Source organism: Bacteroides sp. OM05-10AA (assembly GCF_003439055.1).
In the GTDB taxonomy this organism is placed as follows: domain Bacteria; phylum Bacteroidota; class Bacteroidia; order Bacteroidales; family Bacteroidaceae; genus Bacteroides; species Bacteroides intestinigallinarum.
In genome coordinates, this window is the sequence record NZ_QSUR01000001.1 from 78,399 (window position 1) to 98,180 (window position 19,782).

The window sequence follows — 19,782 nt, forward strand, 5'->3', positions numbered from 1 at the left end:
TTCTTTATTGCAAATTGTTTATGTGTTTGAAAATGAGTGATATAATCTCTTTTGTTAAACTTGGCAAGTCTCGTTGTATCAGTCTTTTGTTATGCTTTTGGCACATAAATTGCCTAATATTGATGGTAATCTATCCTAATAACTATTCTAATTTTAGAACAATAATGGAAGTAATAATGAAAAACAAATGGCTATTATGCATTCTTTTAATGCTGTTTCTGCCTTTCGGATTATTCGCGCAGGTTGCTCCTCCTCTTGAAAAACAGAAGACAGAAACACAGGAAGCCTCGGAAAATAACAATGAAGTTACGACAAACAGTGATACTAATACCGACGGGGATGCTGGAAAGACAATCAAAGGAGTGATTAACGACGAACAGGGAGAGACAATCATTGGTGCTTCCGTCATTATCAAAGGTGAAGATACCGGAACTACCAGTGATATGGATGGTAGGTTTACTCTCGAAGCTCCGGAAGGAGCGATTTTAGTGATCTCTTACATCGGTTATCATACGCAAGAAGTGAAAGTCAGAAAGAGATCTCTTCTTCGTGTTGTGTTGAAAGAAGACAATCAGTTATTAGATGAAGTGGTAGTGGTAGGATACGGAACCGTCAAAAAGAGTGACCTTACGGGTGCTGTGTCCGGTGTATCCAACAGACAATACAAAAATCAACCTGTACAACGGGTTGAAAATATACTCCAGGGTCGTACTCCCGGTGTAGAAGTCACTGCTACGAGTGGTATGCCCGGAGCAAGTATGAAGGTGCGCGTTCGTGGAACTACCTCTATTAATAAAAGCAGTGATCCTTTATATGTGATTGACGGTATCATCTCTTCCAGTGGCTTGGACGGTATTAACCCTTCTGATATCCAGTCGATGGAAATACTGAAAGACGCTTCCTCCACTGCCATTTACGGTTCCCGTGGTTCGAATGGCGTTATCCTGATAACCACCAAACAGGGTAGTGAGGGAAAAGCACAGGTAACGTTCGATGCATCGGTAGGGCTTTCGACTGTCAGAAAACAGTATGACCTGCTGAACGCTTACGAATATGCAACTGCACTGAATGACATTCGCGGATCGTCTACTATCTCTGCCGAAGATCTTGAGGCTTATAAAAATGGAACGAAAGGAATTAACTGGACTGATCTTCTGACTCGTACAGGTATCACCCAGGATTATCGGCTCGCCATATCCGGAGGAAATGAAAAAGTGAAATACCTTATTTCGGGAAATGTGCTCGATCAGGAAGCCATCACCATCATGTCCGATTATAAACGCTATGGAATTCGGGCAAACATCGGCTCGGAAGTGAAACCCTGGTTGACAATCTCTGCAAAATTAAACGCATCCAGTCTTCACAAACACAATGAAGGTGGGGCGAACTGGTTGCATGTCACTAACTTTTCACCTACCATGGAGCTGAAAGATCCCGAAACCGGCGTGTACAATACAGACCCGTATAATATGATCGGTTCCAGCCCTTACGGTGAAATGATAGTGAACAATAGCGATAGCTATAGCTATAATTTAAACGCTAATCTGACATTGCTGTTTAAGATCATGAAAGGACTGACGCTTTCCGTTCAGGGAGGTTATGACTACGATAATAGTCCTTCTTATTCTTTCCGGTCGAAACTGGATTCGCCGGGTGCTATCAATAGCGCAAGCAATACCAACGCATTGCATAACTATTGGCAGAATACTAACAATCTGACCTGGCAAAAGCAATTCGGAGATCATAGCTTCACTGCCATGGGCGTATGGGAAATAAGTCGTTCGTGGGACTCACAACTAAAGGGAACCGGTTCCAATCTGAACAATGAAAGTGTTGGGTACTGGAATCTTGGTAATGCTGCTATCAGAGATGCGAGCAATTCATACACGGAATTTTCTTTGGCTTCCGGTATCGTGCGTGCTAATTACGATTATAAGAAACGATATTTTATTACCGCTGCATTAAGAGCTGACGGTTCTTCTAAATTTCAGGGAGACAACAAATGGGGATATTTCCCTTCCGCAGCTGTGGCTTGGGATATTGCACAAGAATCTTTCATGAGCAACCAGCACGTGCTCGATCAGTTGAAACTGCGTGCCAGCTTTGGTGTCACCGGAAATCAGGATATTGCTGCTTACAGTACATTGGGTATGTTGTCGGGGGCATCTTACGGCTGGGGAACTTCCACTTCCTCTACGGGATATTGGGGATATCAGTTTGCTACACCCGGCATTACCTGGGAAAAGACTTACCAATATGATTTGGGATTGGATATGAGTATCGGAGGCTTTAATATTACAGTGGACTGGTTCAAGAAACAAACGAAAGATCTGCTCTTTCAGAAACAAGTGCCTAAATATAACGGAGGTGGTACTTATTGGGTGAATCAAGGAAAACTGAACAATACCGGAGTCGAATTATCCCTTACCACTTTTCCTGTAAAGGGGGCTGTGACGTGGGAAACCAGCCTGAATGCTTCTTATGTGAAGAATGAAGTAGCAGACCTCGCAGGAGATGACTTTGTACTCACTGCTAACTATAGCGATTTGGGAGGTCCTCTGCAGATTATGAAGCCCGGTTATCCTATGGGATCTTTCTATGTCTATCAATGGAAAGGATTCGATGATAAAGGCGCCAATCTTTATCAGAAAGCAGATGGTAGTCTGACAACGAATCCGACTTCCGATGATCTGGTTGTGAAAGGACAGGCAAGTCCCAAATGGACAGTAGGTTGGAACAACACTGTTACTTGGAAAAACTGGACGCTGAATGTCTTTTTCAATGCTGCCACCGGATATGACCGGTTGAATATCAGCCGTTTTATGGCGGCATCCATGACTGGTGTCTCTCGTTTCGTAACCTTGCGTGATGCCTACTTCAAAGGATGGGATCATGTTGCCAACAAAGCGGACGCTCTTTATCCGAGTCTTACCAATACCGACAACAAGAGTTATGCTAATTCGGATTTCTGGCTTGAAGATGCTTCTTTTATCAAGTTGAAGAACATTAGCCTCTCGTACCGCATTCCTCGCCGTGTACTGAAGTTTGCAAGTGTACAACTGTCCGTCAGCGCACAGGATCTCTTTACAATCACCCGCTACAAAGGAATGGATCCTGAAGTGTACACCAGTTATGACGGACTGGATTACGGTGCTTATCCGATTCCTCGGACAATCACCTTTGGAGCCAAATTCAGATTTTAAACCGTGTATTAAGACAATAACCGTATGAAAACAGCATATACCTTTATAATGAAAGCCTTGCCTGTGCTTCTGACAGCTTTGTGTTGGACTTCGTGTAGTGATTTTCTGGAAGAAGATCCGAAAGGGCAGTTACCTTCGGATACCTATTTCAGTAATAAAGAAGACTTGGACGCTTCGCTGACGGCTCTCTATTCCGTGATCGCAAGTTCACAGGCTAGTAATAATCTTTGTGGAACGAACTTCCTGGTGGGAGATGATATCTCCACTCATCCTTCCAGTAATAAACAACCTCTTCGTGAACACGATCAGTTTGATGTGAAAGACAATAACTCGTGGTTGTCCAGTATGTGGGAGCAGCGTTTTAAAGTCATCAAGGCTGCCAATTTTATTATAAATAATGCGGAGCGTACGCCGGAGGTATCAAAAGACGATATAAAAGTGGCTATTGCACAAGCACATTATTGGAGGGCCTACTCTTATTTTTATCTGGTGACCACTTGGGGGCGGGTTCCCATTATGCTGAAAGAAGAAATAGATTATAATGCTCCGTTGAAGACGGAAGAAGAAGTGTACGAATTGATTCTGTCTGACCTGAAAATAGCAGAAACCGATTGCCCCGCACTGTACACGAAGGAACCGTATGGTAGAAATGGAATGAACATTGCTGTAAGTGAGGGAGCCGTAAAAGCAACGATGGCTTATGTCTATATGTGTATGGCAGGATGGCCGCTTAATAAAGGAGTAGAATATTACAAGCTGGCTGCCGCCAAAGCCAAAGAAGTGATAGACGGTGCAGATGGTGGTAGCTACTATTATAAACTGCTGCCGGAATATAGCCAGGTATATTCATGGGAATACAATAATAAGAATACGGAACTTCTGTTGGGTATCTATTATAATAGGGATGCAGCAGGACAATCCGCTCCCTTGACCGATTTCCTACAAGATATGAAACAGGCCGGTTGGGGAGATACGAATGGAGAAATTAATTTCTGGATGAACTTCCCCGAAGGCCCTCGTAAAGATGCTACGTATTTCCCGAAAATCATGCTTAGCGACGGGAAACTATATGATTGGTGGTATGATACCGATCCTGCTTCCCGCGAGGTAGTGGCACCTGTCTTTATGAAGACCGTGGAAGGTGCTGTACGCGGAACTGAATTTGATTATACAAATCCTGCCGTAGTCAATGCATCGGGGGAGAAAACATTCCAGTTATTACGTCTTTCGCAAGTATATTGCTGGTATGCCGAAGCAACAGGCCGTGCGGGAGAAATCAATGAACAGGCGGTTAAAGTGTTGAACGAAGTGCGCAACAGGGCAGACGGTGAAAAAACAAATAGATATACGACGGATATGTCTCCTGATGAACTGGCGGAAGCAGCCTACAATGAACATGGTTGGGAAATGGCCGGTTATTATTGGGGCGGTATTGCGAGCAGAGCCAGGGATATGTTCAGAATGTACCGGTATAAGGATCATTTTGAATTCCGTAAGAAAAATGAGCCTATTGAAGTGGCGTCCGGGGTTTTCAGGAAAGAAGCAGTAACGGTCACCGGAACTTGGGATGACAGTAAGATGTATGTTCCTTATCCCTATGAAGATGTGATTTTGAACCCGAATCTGGACAATAGTTGGAAGAACAGATAGCGTTAGGGGTTGATTTTTTGAATGATCTGTTTTTTATAGAACGATGTAGGTTATCTCTTAATTTACATCGTTCTTTCTTTTTTGTATGGTTTGTTGTGTCAATCTACATTTTTGTGGACTTAAAAACGTCGGGATAGATTTCACTAAATGGAATAAAAGTGTTATTTTTGCGTCTTGTTCTTAACGGAAATTAATCAAGAAATGATAGAAGATATTAAAAAAGCCTGTCAGGTGATGAATGAAGGAGGAGTGATCCTTTATCCCACCGATACCGTATGGGGTATAGGTTGTGATGCGACTAATGAAGAGGCTGTACGCCGCGTGTATGAGATTAAGAAACGCGCTGACAGCAAGGCTATGCTGGTCTTGGTAGACTCTCCGGTTAAAGTAGATTTTTATGTACAGGATGTGCCTGATGTTGCATGGGATTTGATTGAAGTTGCCGACAAGCCGTTGACGATTATTTATTCCGGAGCACGTAACTTAGCATCGAATTTGCTGGCCGAGGATGGCAGTGTAGGGATTCGAGTGACGAATGAAGACTTTTCCAGACGACTCTGTCAGCAGTTCCGTAAAGCAATCGTTTCTACTTCGGCTAATGTCAGCGGGCAGCCGGGTGCGGCTAATTTTAGTGAAATCAGTGATGAAATCAAATCGGCGGTAGATTATATCGTTGGCTTTCGCCAGGACGATATGAGTCGGCCGAGACCCTCAAGTATTATTAAGTTGGAAAAAGGTGGAGTGATAAAGATAATTCGCGAATAAATGAAGGGAGAAAAACTTAGTTTATTACAGCGTTGCATCAAATGGCGGGAAGCGAATATAAAGGAGAAGCAATTTATCCTGATATTAAGTTTCCTGGTCGGAATTTTCACAGCGTTTGCCGCATTAATATTGAAATTCTTTATCCATCAGATACAGAATTTCCTAACTGATAATTTTAATGCAACGGAAGCTAACTACCTGTATTTGGTATATCCGGTAGTCGGGATTTTTCTTGCAGGTTGGTTTGTTCGTAATATTGTAAAGGATGACATCAGCCATGGAGTCACCAAAATTCTATATGCTATTTCCCGTAGACAGGGACGTATCAAGCGACATAATATCTGGTCCTCTACCATTGCCAGTGCCATCACCATCGGTTTTGGTGGGTCGGTCGGAGCAGAGGCGCCGATTGTACTGACAGGTTCGGCAATCGGTTCCAATTTAGGGAGTGTATTCAAGATGGAGCACCGCACGCTGATGTTGCTCGTCGGCTGTGGTGCGGCAGGTGCGATTGCCGGCATTTTTAAAGCTCCGATTGCGGGATTGGTATTTACATTGGAAGTCTTGATGATCGACCTGACCATGTCCTCTTTACTTCCTCTGCTGATTTCTGCCGTGACAGCGGCAACCGTTTCATATATAATCACCGGTACGGAGGCTATGTTTAAGTTTCATCTGGATCAGGCATTCGAACTGGAACGTATTCCTTTTGTTATCTTACTGGGAATTTTTTGCGGACTGATTTCATTGTACTTTACGCGTGCCATGAATTCGGTGGAAGGTGTCTTTGGTAAACTCAACAACCCTTATAAGAAACTGGCTTTCGGTGGTGTGATGTTGAGTATATTGATCTTCCTTTTCCCGCCTCTTTACGGTGAAGGATATGATACCATTAATCTTTTGCTGAATGGAACGTCTGCGGCAGAGTGGGATACGGTCATGAACAATTCTATGTTTTATGGCTATGGCAATTTACTGCTGGTTTATCTGATGCTGATTATTCTGCTGAAGGTCTTTGCTTCCAGTGCAACGAATGGTGGCGGTGGTTGTGGCGGTATCTTTGCACCTTCGCTTTATCTGGGATGTATCGCCGGGTTTGTCTTCTCTCATTTTAGCAATGACTTTGCTTTCTCCGCTTATTTGCCGGAGAAGAATTTTGCATTGATGGGGATGGCGGGAGTGATGAGTGGCGTTATGCATGCTCCATTGACAGGGGTGTTCCTGATCGCCGAATTGACAGGGGGATATGATTTATTCCTTCCGTTGATGATTGTATCCGTAAGTTCATATCTGACCATTATTGCTTTCGAGCCTCATAGTATCTATTCGATGCGTCTGGCCAAGAAGGGACAGTTGCTTACACACCATAAGGATAAAGCCGTATTGACGTTGATGAAAATGGAAAATGTGGTGGAGAAAGATTTCGTTGTCGTACATCCGGAAATGGATTTGGGCGAATTAGTGAAAGCAATAGCTGCTTCTCATCGAAATGTGTTCCCGGTGACAGATAAGAAAACGGGTGGATTGTTGGGAATTGTACTTCTCGACGACATTCGTAACATTATGTTCCGGCAAGAACTTTATCACCGTTTCACTGTTAATAAATTAATGACATCTGCCCCTGCCAAGATATTTGATACGGATGGAATGGAACAGGTGATGCAGACGTTTGATGATACGAAAGCCTGGAATCTTCCGGTAGTGGATGAAGAAGGGCGATATCAGGGATTTGTTTCTAAATCGAAGATATTTAATTCATACCGGCAAGTATTGGTACATTTCTCTGAAGACTAACCGACAATCGGCAAGATGCCGGAGCCGGGCTTATGTAGATAACAGGTTTCTATGCAGATTATAAGACGATTATGAAAAAAGAAGATTTAAGAATAGTATATATGGGGACTCCTGATTTTGCGGTAGAGGCCCTGCGTCAATTAGTAGAAGGCGGTTATAATGTAGTGGGTGTGATTACAATGCCCGATAAGCCTGCCGGACGCGGACATAAGATTCAGTATTCTCCTGTAAAGCAATATGCGCTTGAACAAAATTTACCGTTACTTCAACCGGAAAGGTTGAAAGATGAGGCTTTTGTAGAAGCATTGCGTGAATGGAAGGCGGACTTGCAGATTGTAGTTGCTTTCCGTATGTTGCCGGAAGTGGTATGGAATATGCCACGACTGGGTACGTTCAATCTTCATGCTTCTTTGCTTCCTCAATACCGTGGAGCTGCCCCCATTAATTGGGCGGTAATCAATGGTGATACGGAAACCGGAATTACTACTTTCTTTTTGAAACACGAGATAGACACCGGAGAAGTCATTCAGCAAGTGCGTGTGCCTATTGCAGATATGGATAATGTGGAAGTGGTACATGATAAGTTGATGGTGCTGGGAGGAAAACTGGTTCTTGAAACGGTAGACGCTATATTGAATGGAACGGTAAAACCGATTCCTCAAGAAGAAATGGCAGTTGTCGGTGAACTTCGTCCTGCTCCGAAGATCTTTAAAGAAACCTGTCGGATTGACTGGAATCAGCCGGTGAAGAAGATATACGATTTTATCCGTGGATTATCACCTTATCCTGCTGCCTGGAGTGAACTGATTACTTCTGAAGAAGGAGCAGCAGTGGTCGTGAAGATCTTTGAAAGCGAGAAGATTTATGAATCACATCAATTAGCTACAGGAACAATCGTGACCGATGGAAAGAAATTCATGAAAGTAGCTGTACCGGATGGATTTGTATCTATTCTTTCTTTACAGCTTCCCGGTAAAAAACGTTTGAAAATAGATGAATTGCTTCGTGGATATCACCTGGAAGATGGTTGTCTGATGAAGTAATTAATCGGATGAGCAGATTAAAACGAGTAAGCCATTAGATTATAAATAGAATAAAACGTCCCGAATAAGAGACGGCTAGAACCTAAAATAAAAGAATTATGAAACCGATTATCGCTCCTTCCATTCTTTCTGCCGATTTTGGATATTTGGCAAAAGATATTGAAATGGTAAACCGCAGTGAAGCGGAGTGGGTACATATTGATATTATGGACGGAGTATTTGTTCCGAACATTTCATTTGGCTTTCCGGTACTAAAATATGTGGCGAAGTTAAGCCAGAAACCGCTGGATGTGCATTTGATGATTGTGAATCCGGAAAAGTTTATTCCGGAGGTAAAAGCGTTGGGCGCCCATACGATGAATGTGCATTATGAAGCTTGCCCGCATCTGCATCGGGTGATTCAACAAATCAGAGAAGCCGGGATGCAGCCTGCTGTAACTATCAATCCGGCCACTCCTGTAGCTCTTTTACAAGATATTATCCGGGATGTATATATGGTGCTTATCATGAGCGTGAATCCGGGATTTGGCGGACAGAAGTTTATCGAACATTCAGTAGAAAAAGTTCGTGAACTGCGTGCCCTGATTGAACGGACAGGTTCGAAAGCGCTGATTGAAGTAGACGGTGGGGTGAATCTGGAAACAGGTGCCCGTTTGGTTGAGGCGGGAGCCGATGCGTTAGTGGCTGGTAATGCTGTCTTTGCGGCACCGGATCCGGAAGCGATGATTCGTCAGTTGCACGAACTGTAACTCTTCTGTTGAGTACTTTTTACATCCATCGATATCCCTATATACGCCTGATTATCCCTTGGATAACAGGCGTTTTTTGTGGAGATCATTTTTTTGACCGTTCACGGGAACCTTTTTGGAGTATTCTAACCCTTGGACTTTGTATTGCTTTATTGTTTGTTCTTTATTTCCTGAAACGCCATTCTTTGCGATGGTGCTTTGGATTAGCCGTCTCTATCCTTTGTTTTATAGGAGGATGGCTTGGAATAACTTGGCAATTACAACACGCTGTCTACTCTTTTCCGGAAGAAGAAACAGTGTATCGGGTTTTAATAACGGATGCACCTCAAGCGAAAGAACATACTTACCTCTGTCAGACATTATTAAAGGAACGGCGTGATACTACCGGCACATATCCGATAGAACGTGCTGCAATCCTTTATCTACAGCAAGATTCGGCCGTCACTCGATTGAAAAGTGGAGATGAACTGCTGATTTCTGCCCGTATTTCTCCCCCTCTCAACAATCGCAACTTTGATGAATTTGATTATGCCCGCTTCCTGATGCGGAAAGGAATCAGTGGAACAGGATATGTTGCATCCGGGAAATGGACAAAACAGGACGGAATGAATAACCTTGATCTCAAAAGTATAGCCAGCTCTTGCCGAAGAAAGATGATTTCACTTTATCAGAAACTAGGGTTTTCCGGCGATGAACTGGCTGTACTTTCAGCACTGACCATAGGAGACAAAACGGAATTAAGTGATTCGGTTCGTGAGAGTTATTCGGTGGCCGGTGCAAGTCATATTCTAGCTCTATCCGGTTTGCATATCGGGCTTTTATATACATTGCTCTTTTTCATACTGAAACCTATTGCCCGAAGAGGAAATATAGGTAGAGTTATACGTTCTGTTCTTCTTCTTATCCTATTATGGGCTTTTGCCTTTTTCACAGGACTTTCTCCTTCGGTAGTACGCTCGGTCAGTATGTTTTCGATTTTAGCAATGGCAGATATGGTTGGTCGCCAACCGCTATCTTTAAATACATTGGCGGCAGCTGCATGGTTGATGTTATTCTGCAATCCGGCATGGTTGTTTGATGTTGGTTTCCAGCTCTCTTTCCTTGCTGTTGCTTCCATCCTATTGATTCAAAAGCCAATCTATCATCTGATTACGGTGAAAGGTAGAATAGGAAAATATATTTGGGGACTGATAAGTGTGTCTGTTGCTGCACAAATAGGAACGGCTCCGCTTGTCATGTTTTATTTCTCCCGGTTCCCTGTGCATTTTCTATTGACGAACTTGGTTGTTATCCCTTTCATTACGATTATCCTGTATGCTGCTGTCATTATGCTTCTTCTGACTCCTCTTTCGTGGCTTCAGATCGTAGTGGCCGAAGGTGTTAAGAAACTATTGGAAGGACTTAATTTCTTCGTCCGATGGGTGGAACAGCTTCCTTACGCTTCTATAGATGGAATCTGGCTTTATCAGTCAGAAATATTGGGTATCTATATCGTTGGCTCTTTGTTAACCTATTATTTCATGAACCGTCGATACCGGAATTTATTGATTTGTCTTTTTTCTATCTTATTACTGGGGACTTATCATGCAACATTATATTGGCTAGATCGTCCCCGGACAAGCCTGGTCTTTTATAACGTGCGCGGTTGCCCTGCAGTACATTGCATTGAGAGCGATGGACGTTCCTGGATAAACTATGTAGATACTATCCCCAATGAAAAACGTCTGAAACACATGACTGCCAACTATTGGAAGCATCATCACCTTCTGCCTCCCAAAGAAATAACTGGCGATTGCCGGTGTATGGAACTTAACCGTCAGCAGCAGATTATATCCTATCATGGCTGTCATATTTGTGTAATAAATGATAACCATTGGCGGAACAAAACCACCGTTTCTCCGTTATATATTCAGTATCTTTACTTATGCAAAGGGTATGACGGACATCTGGAAGAGCTCACCCGAATCTTTTCTTTCTCTTACGTCATATTGGACGCATCTCTCTCGGAATACCGCAGACACCTCCTTGAAAGCGAATGCAAGCAATGCGGTCTGCGGTTTATCTCGCTATCCGACGAAGGTTCTGTCCGCTTTTTGCTCTAAGTACAAAGATTTATCGTACATTTGCACCTTGATAAAGTATAAGAGTATGTTGACGAAAGTAATTGAACAAGCCAAAATAGACCATTTTACCAAATGGTTTGAACGAGCTGACAAAATAGTAATTGTATCTCATGTTTCTCCTGACGGCGATGCTATCGGTTCTTCACTGGGATTATATCATTTTTTAGATTCACAAGAGAAAACAGTAAACGTAATTGTGCCGAATGCTTTTCCCGATTTTCTGCGGTGGATGCCGGGCAGTAAGGATATCCTGTTGTATGACCGTTACAAAGACTTTGCAGATAAATTGATCGCCGAAGCAGACGTCATCTGTTGCCTCGATTTCAATGCACTGAAGCGTATCGACGATATGGCAGATGCTGTGGCCGCTTCTCCGGCACGTAAAATAATGATCGATCATCATTTATATCCCGAAGATTTCTGTAAGATAGTAATGTCTTATCCTAAAATATCCTCTACTTCCGAACTGATATTCCGTCTCATCTGCCGTATGGGATATTTCAGTGATATCTCCAAGGAAGGTGCAGAATGTATTTACACAGGGATGATGACAGATACCGGTGGGTTCACCTATAACTCGAACAACCGGGAGATTTATTTTATCATTAGTGAACTCCTTTCTAAAGGAATCGATAAAGATGATATTTATCGTAAGGTGTACAACACCTATTCGGAGAGCCGTTTACGTTTGATGGGATATGTATTATCGAACATGACTGTGTATTCGGAATCTAATTCGGCTTTAATCACCCTGACAAAAGCAGAGCAAAGCAAATTCAACTATATAAAAGGCGATAGCGAAGGCTTTGTTAATATTCCCCTTTCCATTAAAAATGTCTGTTTCTCTTGCTTCTTGAGGGAAGATACCGAGAAACCGATGATTAAAATATCCCTTCGTTCAGTAGGAACATTCCCATGCAATCAGTTAGCTGCCGAATTCTTCCATGGAGGAGGCCACTTGAATGCTTCGGGCGGTGAATTTTTCGGAACGATGGAAGAGGCAAAAGCGGTCTTTGAGAAAGCGCTTGAGAAATATAAACCTTTACTAACAGCGAAAAGCTAAAGATGGAAGGTTAAAAGTGAATATGGAAAGGTTAAAAGATACGAACTTTCAACTTCCCCCTTTCAACTTTTAATGATTTTGAGATACATTTGTGCGGAATATAGCTAAATAACAGATAATGAAGAAACTTGTATTTTTATTTCTCTCTTTGTTAACCGCCGGAAGTCTGTTCCAGGCATGCGACAATTCGAAGACTTATGCAGAAATGCTGGAAGACGAGAAAAATGCGGTGAATAAGTTCATCAAAGATAATGATATCCGTGTCATTTCACTGGAAGAGTTTGAACGGGATACTATTACAGCTTCTAAAGAAGCGGGGAATGGATATGACGAATACGTTGCTTTCTCCAATGGCGTATATATGCAGATCGTAGATCGTGGAGGAAAAGAGGATAAGAATGGAGTTGAAGTTATTAATGAGGTAGATACTTTTGCTAACAATAATGTCATTTGTACCCGCTATGTAGAACAGGATATGATGACAGGAGATACTACATGTTTCAATGTTCCTTTGGAAAGATGGATGGATGTTCCAGATTATTATAAGTTTCCATTAACATTCCGTTATGTGCAAAACGTGTCTACTGTTTATGGAATCGTTTTATCCGGTAGTTTGGATTACGATTTATTATGGAATAGTAATGGTTATGGAACTGCAATTCCATCCGGATGGTTGATTGCCTTACCTTATTTGCGTAATAATGCACATGTACGTCTGATTATACCTTCCAAGATGGGACATACACTTGCACAACAATATGTCAATCCTTATTTCTATGATATCCGGAAGTTTGAGAAAGCAAAAAGCTAAAGCACTAACATTTAGATAAATCAAATCTTTAAGTAGAGAACCTATGACTCTAATCAAATCTATCTCTGGAATCCGCGGAACTATCGGCGGAGGAGCGGGAGAAGGACTGAACCCGCTTGACATTGTAAAATTCACCTCGGCTTATGCTACTTTGATTCGTAGAACCTGCAAGGCAAAGAGTAATAAGATTGTTGTGGGACGTGATGCCCGCATTTCCGGTGAAATGGTAAAAAACGTAGTAGTCGGCACATTGATGGGAATGGGCTGGGATGTAGTAGACATTGATCTTGCTTCTACCCCGACCACAGAACTTGCTGTAACAATGGAAGGCGCCTGTGGCGGTATTATCCTGACAGCTTCTCATAACCCGAAACAGTGGAACGCGCTGAAATTGCTGAATGAACATGGTGAATTTCTGAATGCAGCCGAAGGTAACGAAGTACTTCGTATTGCTGAAGCTGAAGAATTTGACTATGCCGATGTCGACCATCTGGGATCTTACCGCAAAGACCTGACTTATAATCAGAAACATATCGACAGTGTATTGGCTCTCGACTTGGTAGATGTAGAAGCTATCAAGAAAGCCAATTTCCGTGTAGCGATTGACTGTGTGAACTCTGTAGGCGGTATCATTCTCCCTGAACTTCTTGAACGTTTGGGTGTGAAACATGTAGAAAAACTCTATTGTGAACCTACCGGAAACTTCCAACACAACCCTGAACCGCTTGAAAAGAACCTCGGTGACATCATGAACCTGATGAAAGGGGGCAAAGCAGATGTAGCATTCGTTGTAGACCCGGACGTTGACCGTTTGGCAATGATCTGCGAAAATGGTGTAATGTACGGTGAGGAATATACACTGGTTACTGTGGCTGACTATGTGCTGAAACATACTCCGGGTAATACAGTTTCCAATTTGAGCTCTACCCGTGCCCTGCGTGACGTAACCCGTAAATATGGTATGGAATACAGTGCTTCTGCAGTAGGCGAAGTAAACGTTGTAACGAAGATGAAAGCAACCAATGCCGTTATCGGTGGTGAAGGAAATGGTGGAGTGATCTATCCTGCCAGCCACTATGGTCGTGATGCATTGGTAGGTATTGCTTTATTCCTTAGCCATCTGGCTCATGAAGGAAAGAAAGTTAGCGAGCTTCGTGCCACTTATCCTCCTTACTTCATAGCTAAGAACCGTGTCGACCTGACTCCGGAGATCGATGTAGATGCTATCCTTGCAAAAGTAAAGGAAATCTATAAGAATGAAGAAATCAACGATATCGATGGTGTGAAGATTGACTTTGCCGATAAATGGGTACATTTGCGTAAAAGTAATACAGAGCCGATCATCCGCGTATATAGCGAAGCATCTACCATGGAAGCTGCCGAAGAAATCGGTCAGAAAATTATGGATGTAATTAATGAATTAGCAAAATAATATCCTGTAGAATAGGATCTTGTTTATAACATTAGAGTCTCGTATATCATAAAGATAGCTGAATGAGCTGTCTCACATGATATACGAGACTTTTTTTATTAGGATGATGTCCAACTGAATGATAGTTATTCTCTTTCTTGAGTATTAATAATAAAGTTTCTTTTGATTAAGTCTAAACTTCCTTTTGTCCAATAGTAAACTTCTCTTTTATTATTTACAAACTTAAAATGCAAGCTTCATTTTTATAAATGCAAGCTTTGTTTTTAAAAACGGAACCTTTGTTTTTATAAATGAAGGTTGCATTTATAGATTGGAACGGATGAAAAGCAACTTTACTGTTAATAAAAAGAAAGTTTGAACTTAATCAAGAGCAACTTTTCTATTAATAGATTACATGAGAAGTAAGCGGTATTGAGAAAACAGTGGTCAATATAGCTTACTTCTTTTCTTCGTTACAATAAATATGACACAAGAGTCTTGATTGATATACAAAGCTTTATAGCTCTTATATCAATGATAAATAAATGGTTTATATATGTAGATTTGATATATGAAAAGGATAATTAAAGGAAAATTGTAGTATATTTGTACTGTCCTTTGGGACGTCTTTATTATAAGGAAGCGTTTAGTGCTTTTTCTCAAGTGCGAATCTGGACAATTCGAGCTGTGTTGAGGAAATAAACAAAACGTTCTCCCTTTGGTTTGTATGCTGCACTTAGGTGCTGATATACAGTCAAGGGCGTGAGCTGTTTTTGCTTATATTCAACACAGAGGTAGTCCAGAACCTGCACTTGGATATAAGTTTAGCGGTCTCACGCTTCTTTTGTGTATATACTTCTGGTGGGACTAGGAAGAATTTAACAAATCAAAAAACATGCGAACGGTACCAATTTTATCAGTAATGTTGCTAATGTCCGTAACAATATCAGCAAGAGACCTAACAGGTTTTGAACAGCTTATTGATAAACGTACGACATGAAAATAAAGCTGATTGCATTATTTATAATGATGAGTTCATTGGCTGCTGTAGCTGATAATGATACTTATTTCTTCTCGAAAGTAGACTATCAGCAGGGGCTATCCAATAGTGCAGTACTTTGTCTTTTTCAAGATAATGTAGGACTGATGTGGTTTGGCACGTATGATGGGGTGAACTGTTGGGATGGAAAGACGATGGAGGTGTTTCGTTCTGATTTTTCTGAAAGCAAAACGTTAAGTAACAACGTAATCCATTCTATTTCGCAGGCTGATAGCAGCTGTTTATGGATTTCTACTCATTTAGGGGTAAATCGCTTTTCACAAAAGACAAGACAGGTGGTAGGTAACTACGATTTTTCAGGTGATTATTATGTCCATTCCAATAATCAGGGAAATACATGGATTCTTGCCGGCGATGGGATTTACTATTATAATACGAAGCATCAAAGTTTTATCCGGACACAGACTTCAGCTTTACCTATGGATAATATGGAACAGCGTGCATTTGTGACTGATGATGGAGTTCTTTGGCTGTTTCCTCTTTATACAGGACAGATTCAGAATTATTCTTTGAATGCTTTTGATGTGGATAGCCTATCAGTAAAGTTGTCTGTCTCAACAAACAAGTTTCATTCGAAAGCCATTGAAGATATATTCTATCAGAACGGTATTTTTTGCTTTATAGATTGCGACAAGGATTTGTATATGTATGATATCTCCCGTAAGTCTAAAATTTATATCCGTAACCTTTCATCGCTAGTGCAAAAATATGGGGTGATAAAGGGAATCGTTCCCTTTTATGAAGATATTGTTATTGGATTTCGTGCCAATGGACTGATTCGGTTGCGTACCTCCAAGAAGTATGAAGAAGAGGTGGTTAATCGTAATATCCGTATCTATGGGATTTACCGGGAACCGCGCCAAGGACTACTTTGGATTGCGTCGGACGGACAAGGGGCGGTGATGTATGCTAAGAAATATTCGATAGCTACGAATTTGATGCTCAACCGTATGTCGGCCAATTTGAGCAGGCAGGTACGTTCGGTAATGACTGATAAATACGGAGGACTATGGTTTGGAACAAAAGGAGATGGGCTTTTGCATGTGCCTGATTACCATCAGGCAACGAGAAACACTCCTCTGGGAGCTACGGTTTATTCCCCCGGCAAAAAGCAAGTGGTATCATCATATATAAAATGGAATCAAGAGTTTCATGCCTATAAGCTGGTTCAGAGTCGTTATATGGATGGTTTCTGGATTGGGGCGGGAGATCCGGGTTTGTTCTATTATTCGTTCAGGGATGATGCTGTGCATCCGGTGGAATATTCTTCCGGTGGCCAACCTGCTATTGAAATACATGATATTTATGAAGAAAGTGATAGCATATTATATGCTGTAACTGCAGGAGTCGGTTTCTATAAGATGGTGCTTGAGAAAAAAGCAGGGCAGATTAGTATTCGTCGACAGAAACGATATCGTTTTTTTCATGAGCAACAGGAGATCACGATGTTTTATCCCATGTTGGCGGAAGGTGATTCTATCTTATGGTTGGGAAGCCGTGAAAAAGGACTTGTGCGTTTTGATAAGCGAACGGAAGAATATCAGGTTATTTCTCTGAAAGAGATGCTCCGCAAGTCAGTGGATGATATATTGAGTTTGTATCGTACCCAAGACGGTAAAATGTACGTAGGAACTACTTCCGGTTTAGTCTGCCTCACCTTTCATGAGAAGAAGATAGAAGCTGCTTATATCGGTAGGGAACAAGGGTTGCTTAATGATATGATACACGGTGTATTGGAGGATGGTAATGGTTTTCTATGGTTAGGAACTAATCGTGGGCTTATCAAATATAATCCTCAAAATGGCTCGTCACATGATTATTATTACAGTGCCGGTGTACAGATAGGGGAGTTCAGTGATGATGCTTATTACCAATGTCCATATACGGGTAGTCTTTTCTTTGGAGGAGTTGATGGATTGTTGTATTTGGACCGTAAGGTGGCAGCTGCTCCGGAATTCAATCCGGACATTCTGCTACGTCGATTATGGATCGGACGAACGGCAGTAAATTTAGGGGATTATTATGCAGCCGATGGAAAAAGCTTGCAACTGGAAGGGGCAGTAGTCTCTTTCTCTCTTTCTTTTGCTGTTCCTGATTATTTGACCGGAGAAGAAGTAGAGTATTCTTTTATCCTGGAAGGGTATGATAAACAGTGGACTTCATTTAGTAGTCTTAATGAGGCATCCTACACCGGGGTACCTTCAGGGGATTACATTTTTAAAGTCCGCTATAAGAAAGATGTTTTCGATACGGAATATAAACTCTTTTCTATTCCCATACATATTCTTCCACCTTGGTATCAGTCGATGTGGGCTTATGTCTTTTACATTTTGTTAGGGCTACTCTTTGTGATCTATTTGCTTCATTTACTTCGCAAGTATATTCTTCACGAGCAAATACTGAACCGGCTACTTACTACGGAAAGTAATAAAGAGGTATCGGAAAGTGGTAGTTATAATCGTGATTTATTAGATCGTTTCACTCTCATTTATCATGCTTGCGATCAGTTGCGTGCAGAAAATGTTTCTTATAATCAACGTTGTGAACAGGTAGAATTAATACGTGAAACTGCGATGAATGCTCTTTTCCGTCCGGAGACTCTCTATTCAGAAAAACTGAAGCATTTTTATCCTATCACTTTTGTTTTGTCTGCTCGTATGTGTATGCAAGAGCTGTCTGTAGAAGTACTTCGTGCACTGAAAGCAGAAGGTGTAAATATTACTTCGGTACTATCTTCTATTCCCGAAAGCCTTATCTTCCCTGTTTATAAAAATGCTTTGCGTTGCATCCTATATTATTGTTACCGGTATGTTTGTCAAAAAAACTCTTCTGAAGTTGTGGTGAGTGCACAAGAAGAAGATAACAAGATGTTGCTGGTTATGTCCGGTGAGGAAGATATGCTCAAAGAGTTACGGGATCAACTGACCGGAACTTCCTGTCTTGTATATGATAAAAAAGATGTCGACGAGTCTTTTAGTATTCAATTAATGCTGTGCTTTGTGCAATCAGCCTTAGAACAACTTCATACAGCTATCCATTATGTAGAATCTGAAGATGGCGGACATCGCCTGATGTTTACCTTTGAACCTGCTATATTAATTGGAGGCCAGTCGAATGATAAAAAGACTATTCTTCTATTGGAAGATCGTGAAGAGATGGTCTGGTTAATAACGGGATTACTTTCTGAAGAATATTCGATACGTTCGGTGAAAAGTGTACAGGTCGCATTTGATGAAATTCGCAATTCGGCTCCTGCTGTTTTTTTAGTCGATATGGCTATGTATACAAAAGAGGAGAGTACATTTATGGAGTATGTGGGTAAGAATCGTTCTGTACTGTCGAAGACCGCCTTTATTCCTTTGTTGACATGGAAGGCGAGTTCATCTATTCAACGTGAACTGATTAAATGGTCTGATTCCTATATCGTGCTGCCCTATGATATTCTATTCTTGAAGGAAGATGTTCATAAAGCTATCTATGGTAAGCGGGAAGCCAAACAGATCTATTTGGAAGATCTGGGTGAACTGGCGGGACAAATCGTTTGTACCACGACAGAGCAGGCGGATTTTGTTCGTAAGTTGTTGCAAGTGATTGAACAGAATCTTGCAGAGGAAGAATTGGGGTCGACATTGATAGCCGATCGCATGGCAATGAGTCCACGCCAGTTTTATCGAAAATTTAAAGAAATCTCTTCCATTGCTCCCGGCGATTTGATTAAAAATTATCGAATGGAGAAAGCAGCACGTCTTTTGAGAGAGGAAGATATTTCTATTCAAGACGTAATTGCTGATGTGGGGATCGCCAGCCGCTCTTATTTTTATAAAGAGTTTGCCCGGAAATACGGCATGACACCTAAGGATTATCGTGAACAGCAAAAAAATATATAATTCTTACTTGTACTTTGTGTTGTGCTCTCGTTGTACTGTTTGTATGTAAACTCCTTGATTTATAGTATTATATAATGTGCTCTCATTGCACTTGTTGTGTCCTTGTCTACCAACTGATTTTTGTCTGTTTTTTGTCACTACAGAGGATTAATAATAACTGGAAACGGGTTTAATTTGCTTCCGTTAACAAGAAATTAAACATGTTTGATAACCTTATTATTAA

The 19,782-nt window shown here is 41.5% G+C and carries 11 protein-coding genes; all 11 read left to right on the forward strand.

The window, feature by feature from the left end; genetic code table 11:
* The first annotated feature begins 176 nt into the window (after positions 1-176).
* The 11 genes from DXB58_RS00335 (at position 177) to DXB58_RS00385 (ending at position 19,559) form a co-directional block, all read left to right on the forward strand.
* Positions 177-3,203, forward strand: a complete 3,027-nt coding sequence (locus tag DXB58_RS00335; RefSeq protein ID WP_233527201.1) for a TonB-dependent receptor — start codon at positions 177-179, stop codon at positions 3,201-3,203.
* 24 nt (positions 3,204-3,227) lie between these two features.
* Complete coding sequence (locus DXB58_RS00340) at positions 3,228-4,853, forward strand: RagB/SusD family nutrient uptake outer membrane protein (protein ID WP_122135548.1); 1,626 nt, start codon at positions 3,228-3,230, stop codon at positions 4,851-4,853.
* Between the two features lie 201 nt (positions 4,854-5,054).
* Positions 5,055-5,618 carry an L-threonylcarbamoyladenylate synthase gene (locus tag DXB58_RS00345; RefSeq protein ID WP_004297304.1) on the forward strand — a complete coding sequence of 188 codons (564 nt, stop codon included), beginning with the start codon at positions 5,055-5,057 and terminating at the stop codon, positions 5,616-5,618.
* On the forward strand, positions 5,619-7,412 hold the full coding sequence (locus DXB58_RS00350) for a chloride channel protein (protein ID WP_004324749.1): 1,794 nt from the start codon (positions 5,619-5,621) through the stop codon (positions 7,410-7,412).
* 71 nt (positions 7,413-7,483) lie between these two features.
* A complete protein-coding gene (fmt, locus tag DXB58_RS00355) occupies positions 7,484-8,455 on the forward strand; it encodes a methionyl-tRNA formyltransferase (RefSeq protein ID WP_122135549.1) in 972 nt (323 codons plus the stop codon).
* Between the two features lie 98 nt (positions 8,456-8,553).
* A complete protein-coding gene (gene rpe / locus DXB58_RS00360) occupies positions 8,554-9,204 on the forward strand; it encodes a ribulose-phosphate 3-epimerase (protein ID WP_004297307.1) in 651 nt (216 codons plus the stop codon).
* An 8-nt stretch (positions 9,205-9,212) separates the two neighbouring features.
* Positions 9,213-11,306, forward strand: coding sequence for a ComEC/Rec2 family competence protein (locus tag DXB58_RS00365; RefSeq protein ID WP_122135550.1), 2,094 nt, complete (start codon positions 9,213-9,215; stop codon positions 11,304-11,306).
* A 46-nt stretch (positions 11,307-11,352) separates the two neighbouring features.
* On the forward strand, positions 11,353-12,390 hold the full coding sequence (locus tag DXB58_RS00370) for a bifunctional oligoribonuclease/PAP phosphatase NrnA (RefSeq protein ID WP_004297310.1): 1,038 nt from the start codon (positions 11,353-11,355) through the stop codon (positions 12,388-12,390).
* Positions 12,391-12,508: 118 nt separating this feature from the next.
* Positions 12,509-13,201: a DUF4827 domain-containing protein gene (locus DXB58_RS00375; RefSeq protein WP_122135551.1), complete on the forward strand. Its 693-nt coding sequence runs from the start codon at positions 12,509-12,511 to the stop codon at positions 13,199-13,201.
* A gap of 43 nt (positions 13,202-13,244) precedes the next feature.
* Positions 13,245-14,633: a phosphoglucosamine mutase gene (glmM, locus tag DXB58_RS00380; protein ID WP_004305440.1), complete on the forward strand. Its 1,389-nt coding sequence runs from the start codon at positions 13,245-13,247 to the stop codon at positions 14,631-14,633.
* A 975-nt stretch (positions 14,634-15,608) separates the two neighbouring features.
* Positions 15,609-19,559 (forward strand): AraC family transcriptional regulator, encoded by a 3,951-nt coding sequence (locus DXB58_RS00385; protein WP_122135552.1) that lies wholly within the window; start codon positions 15,609-15,611, stop codon positions 19,557-19,559.
* Positions 19,560-19,782: the final 223 nt, after the last annotated feature.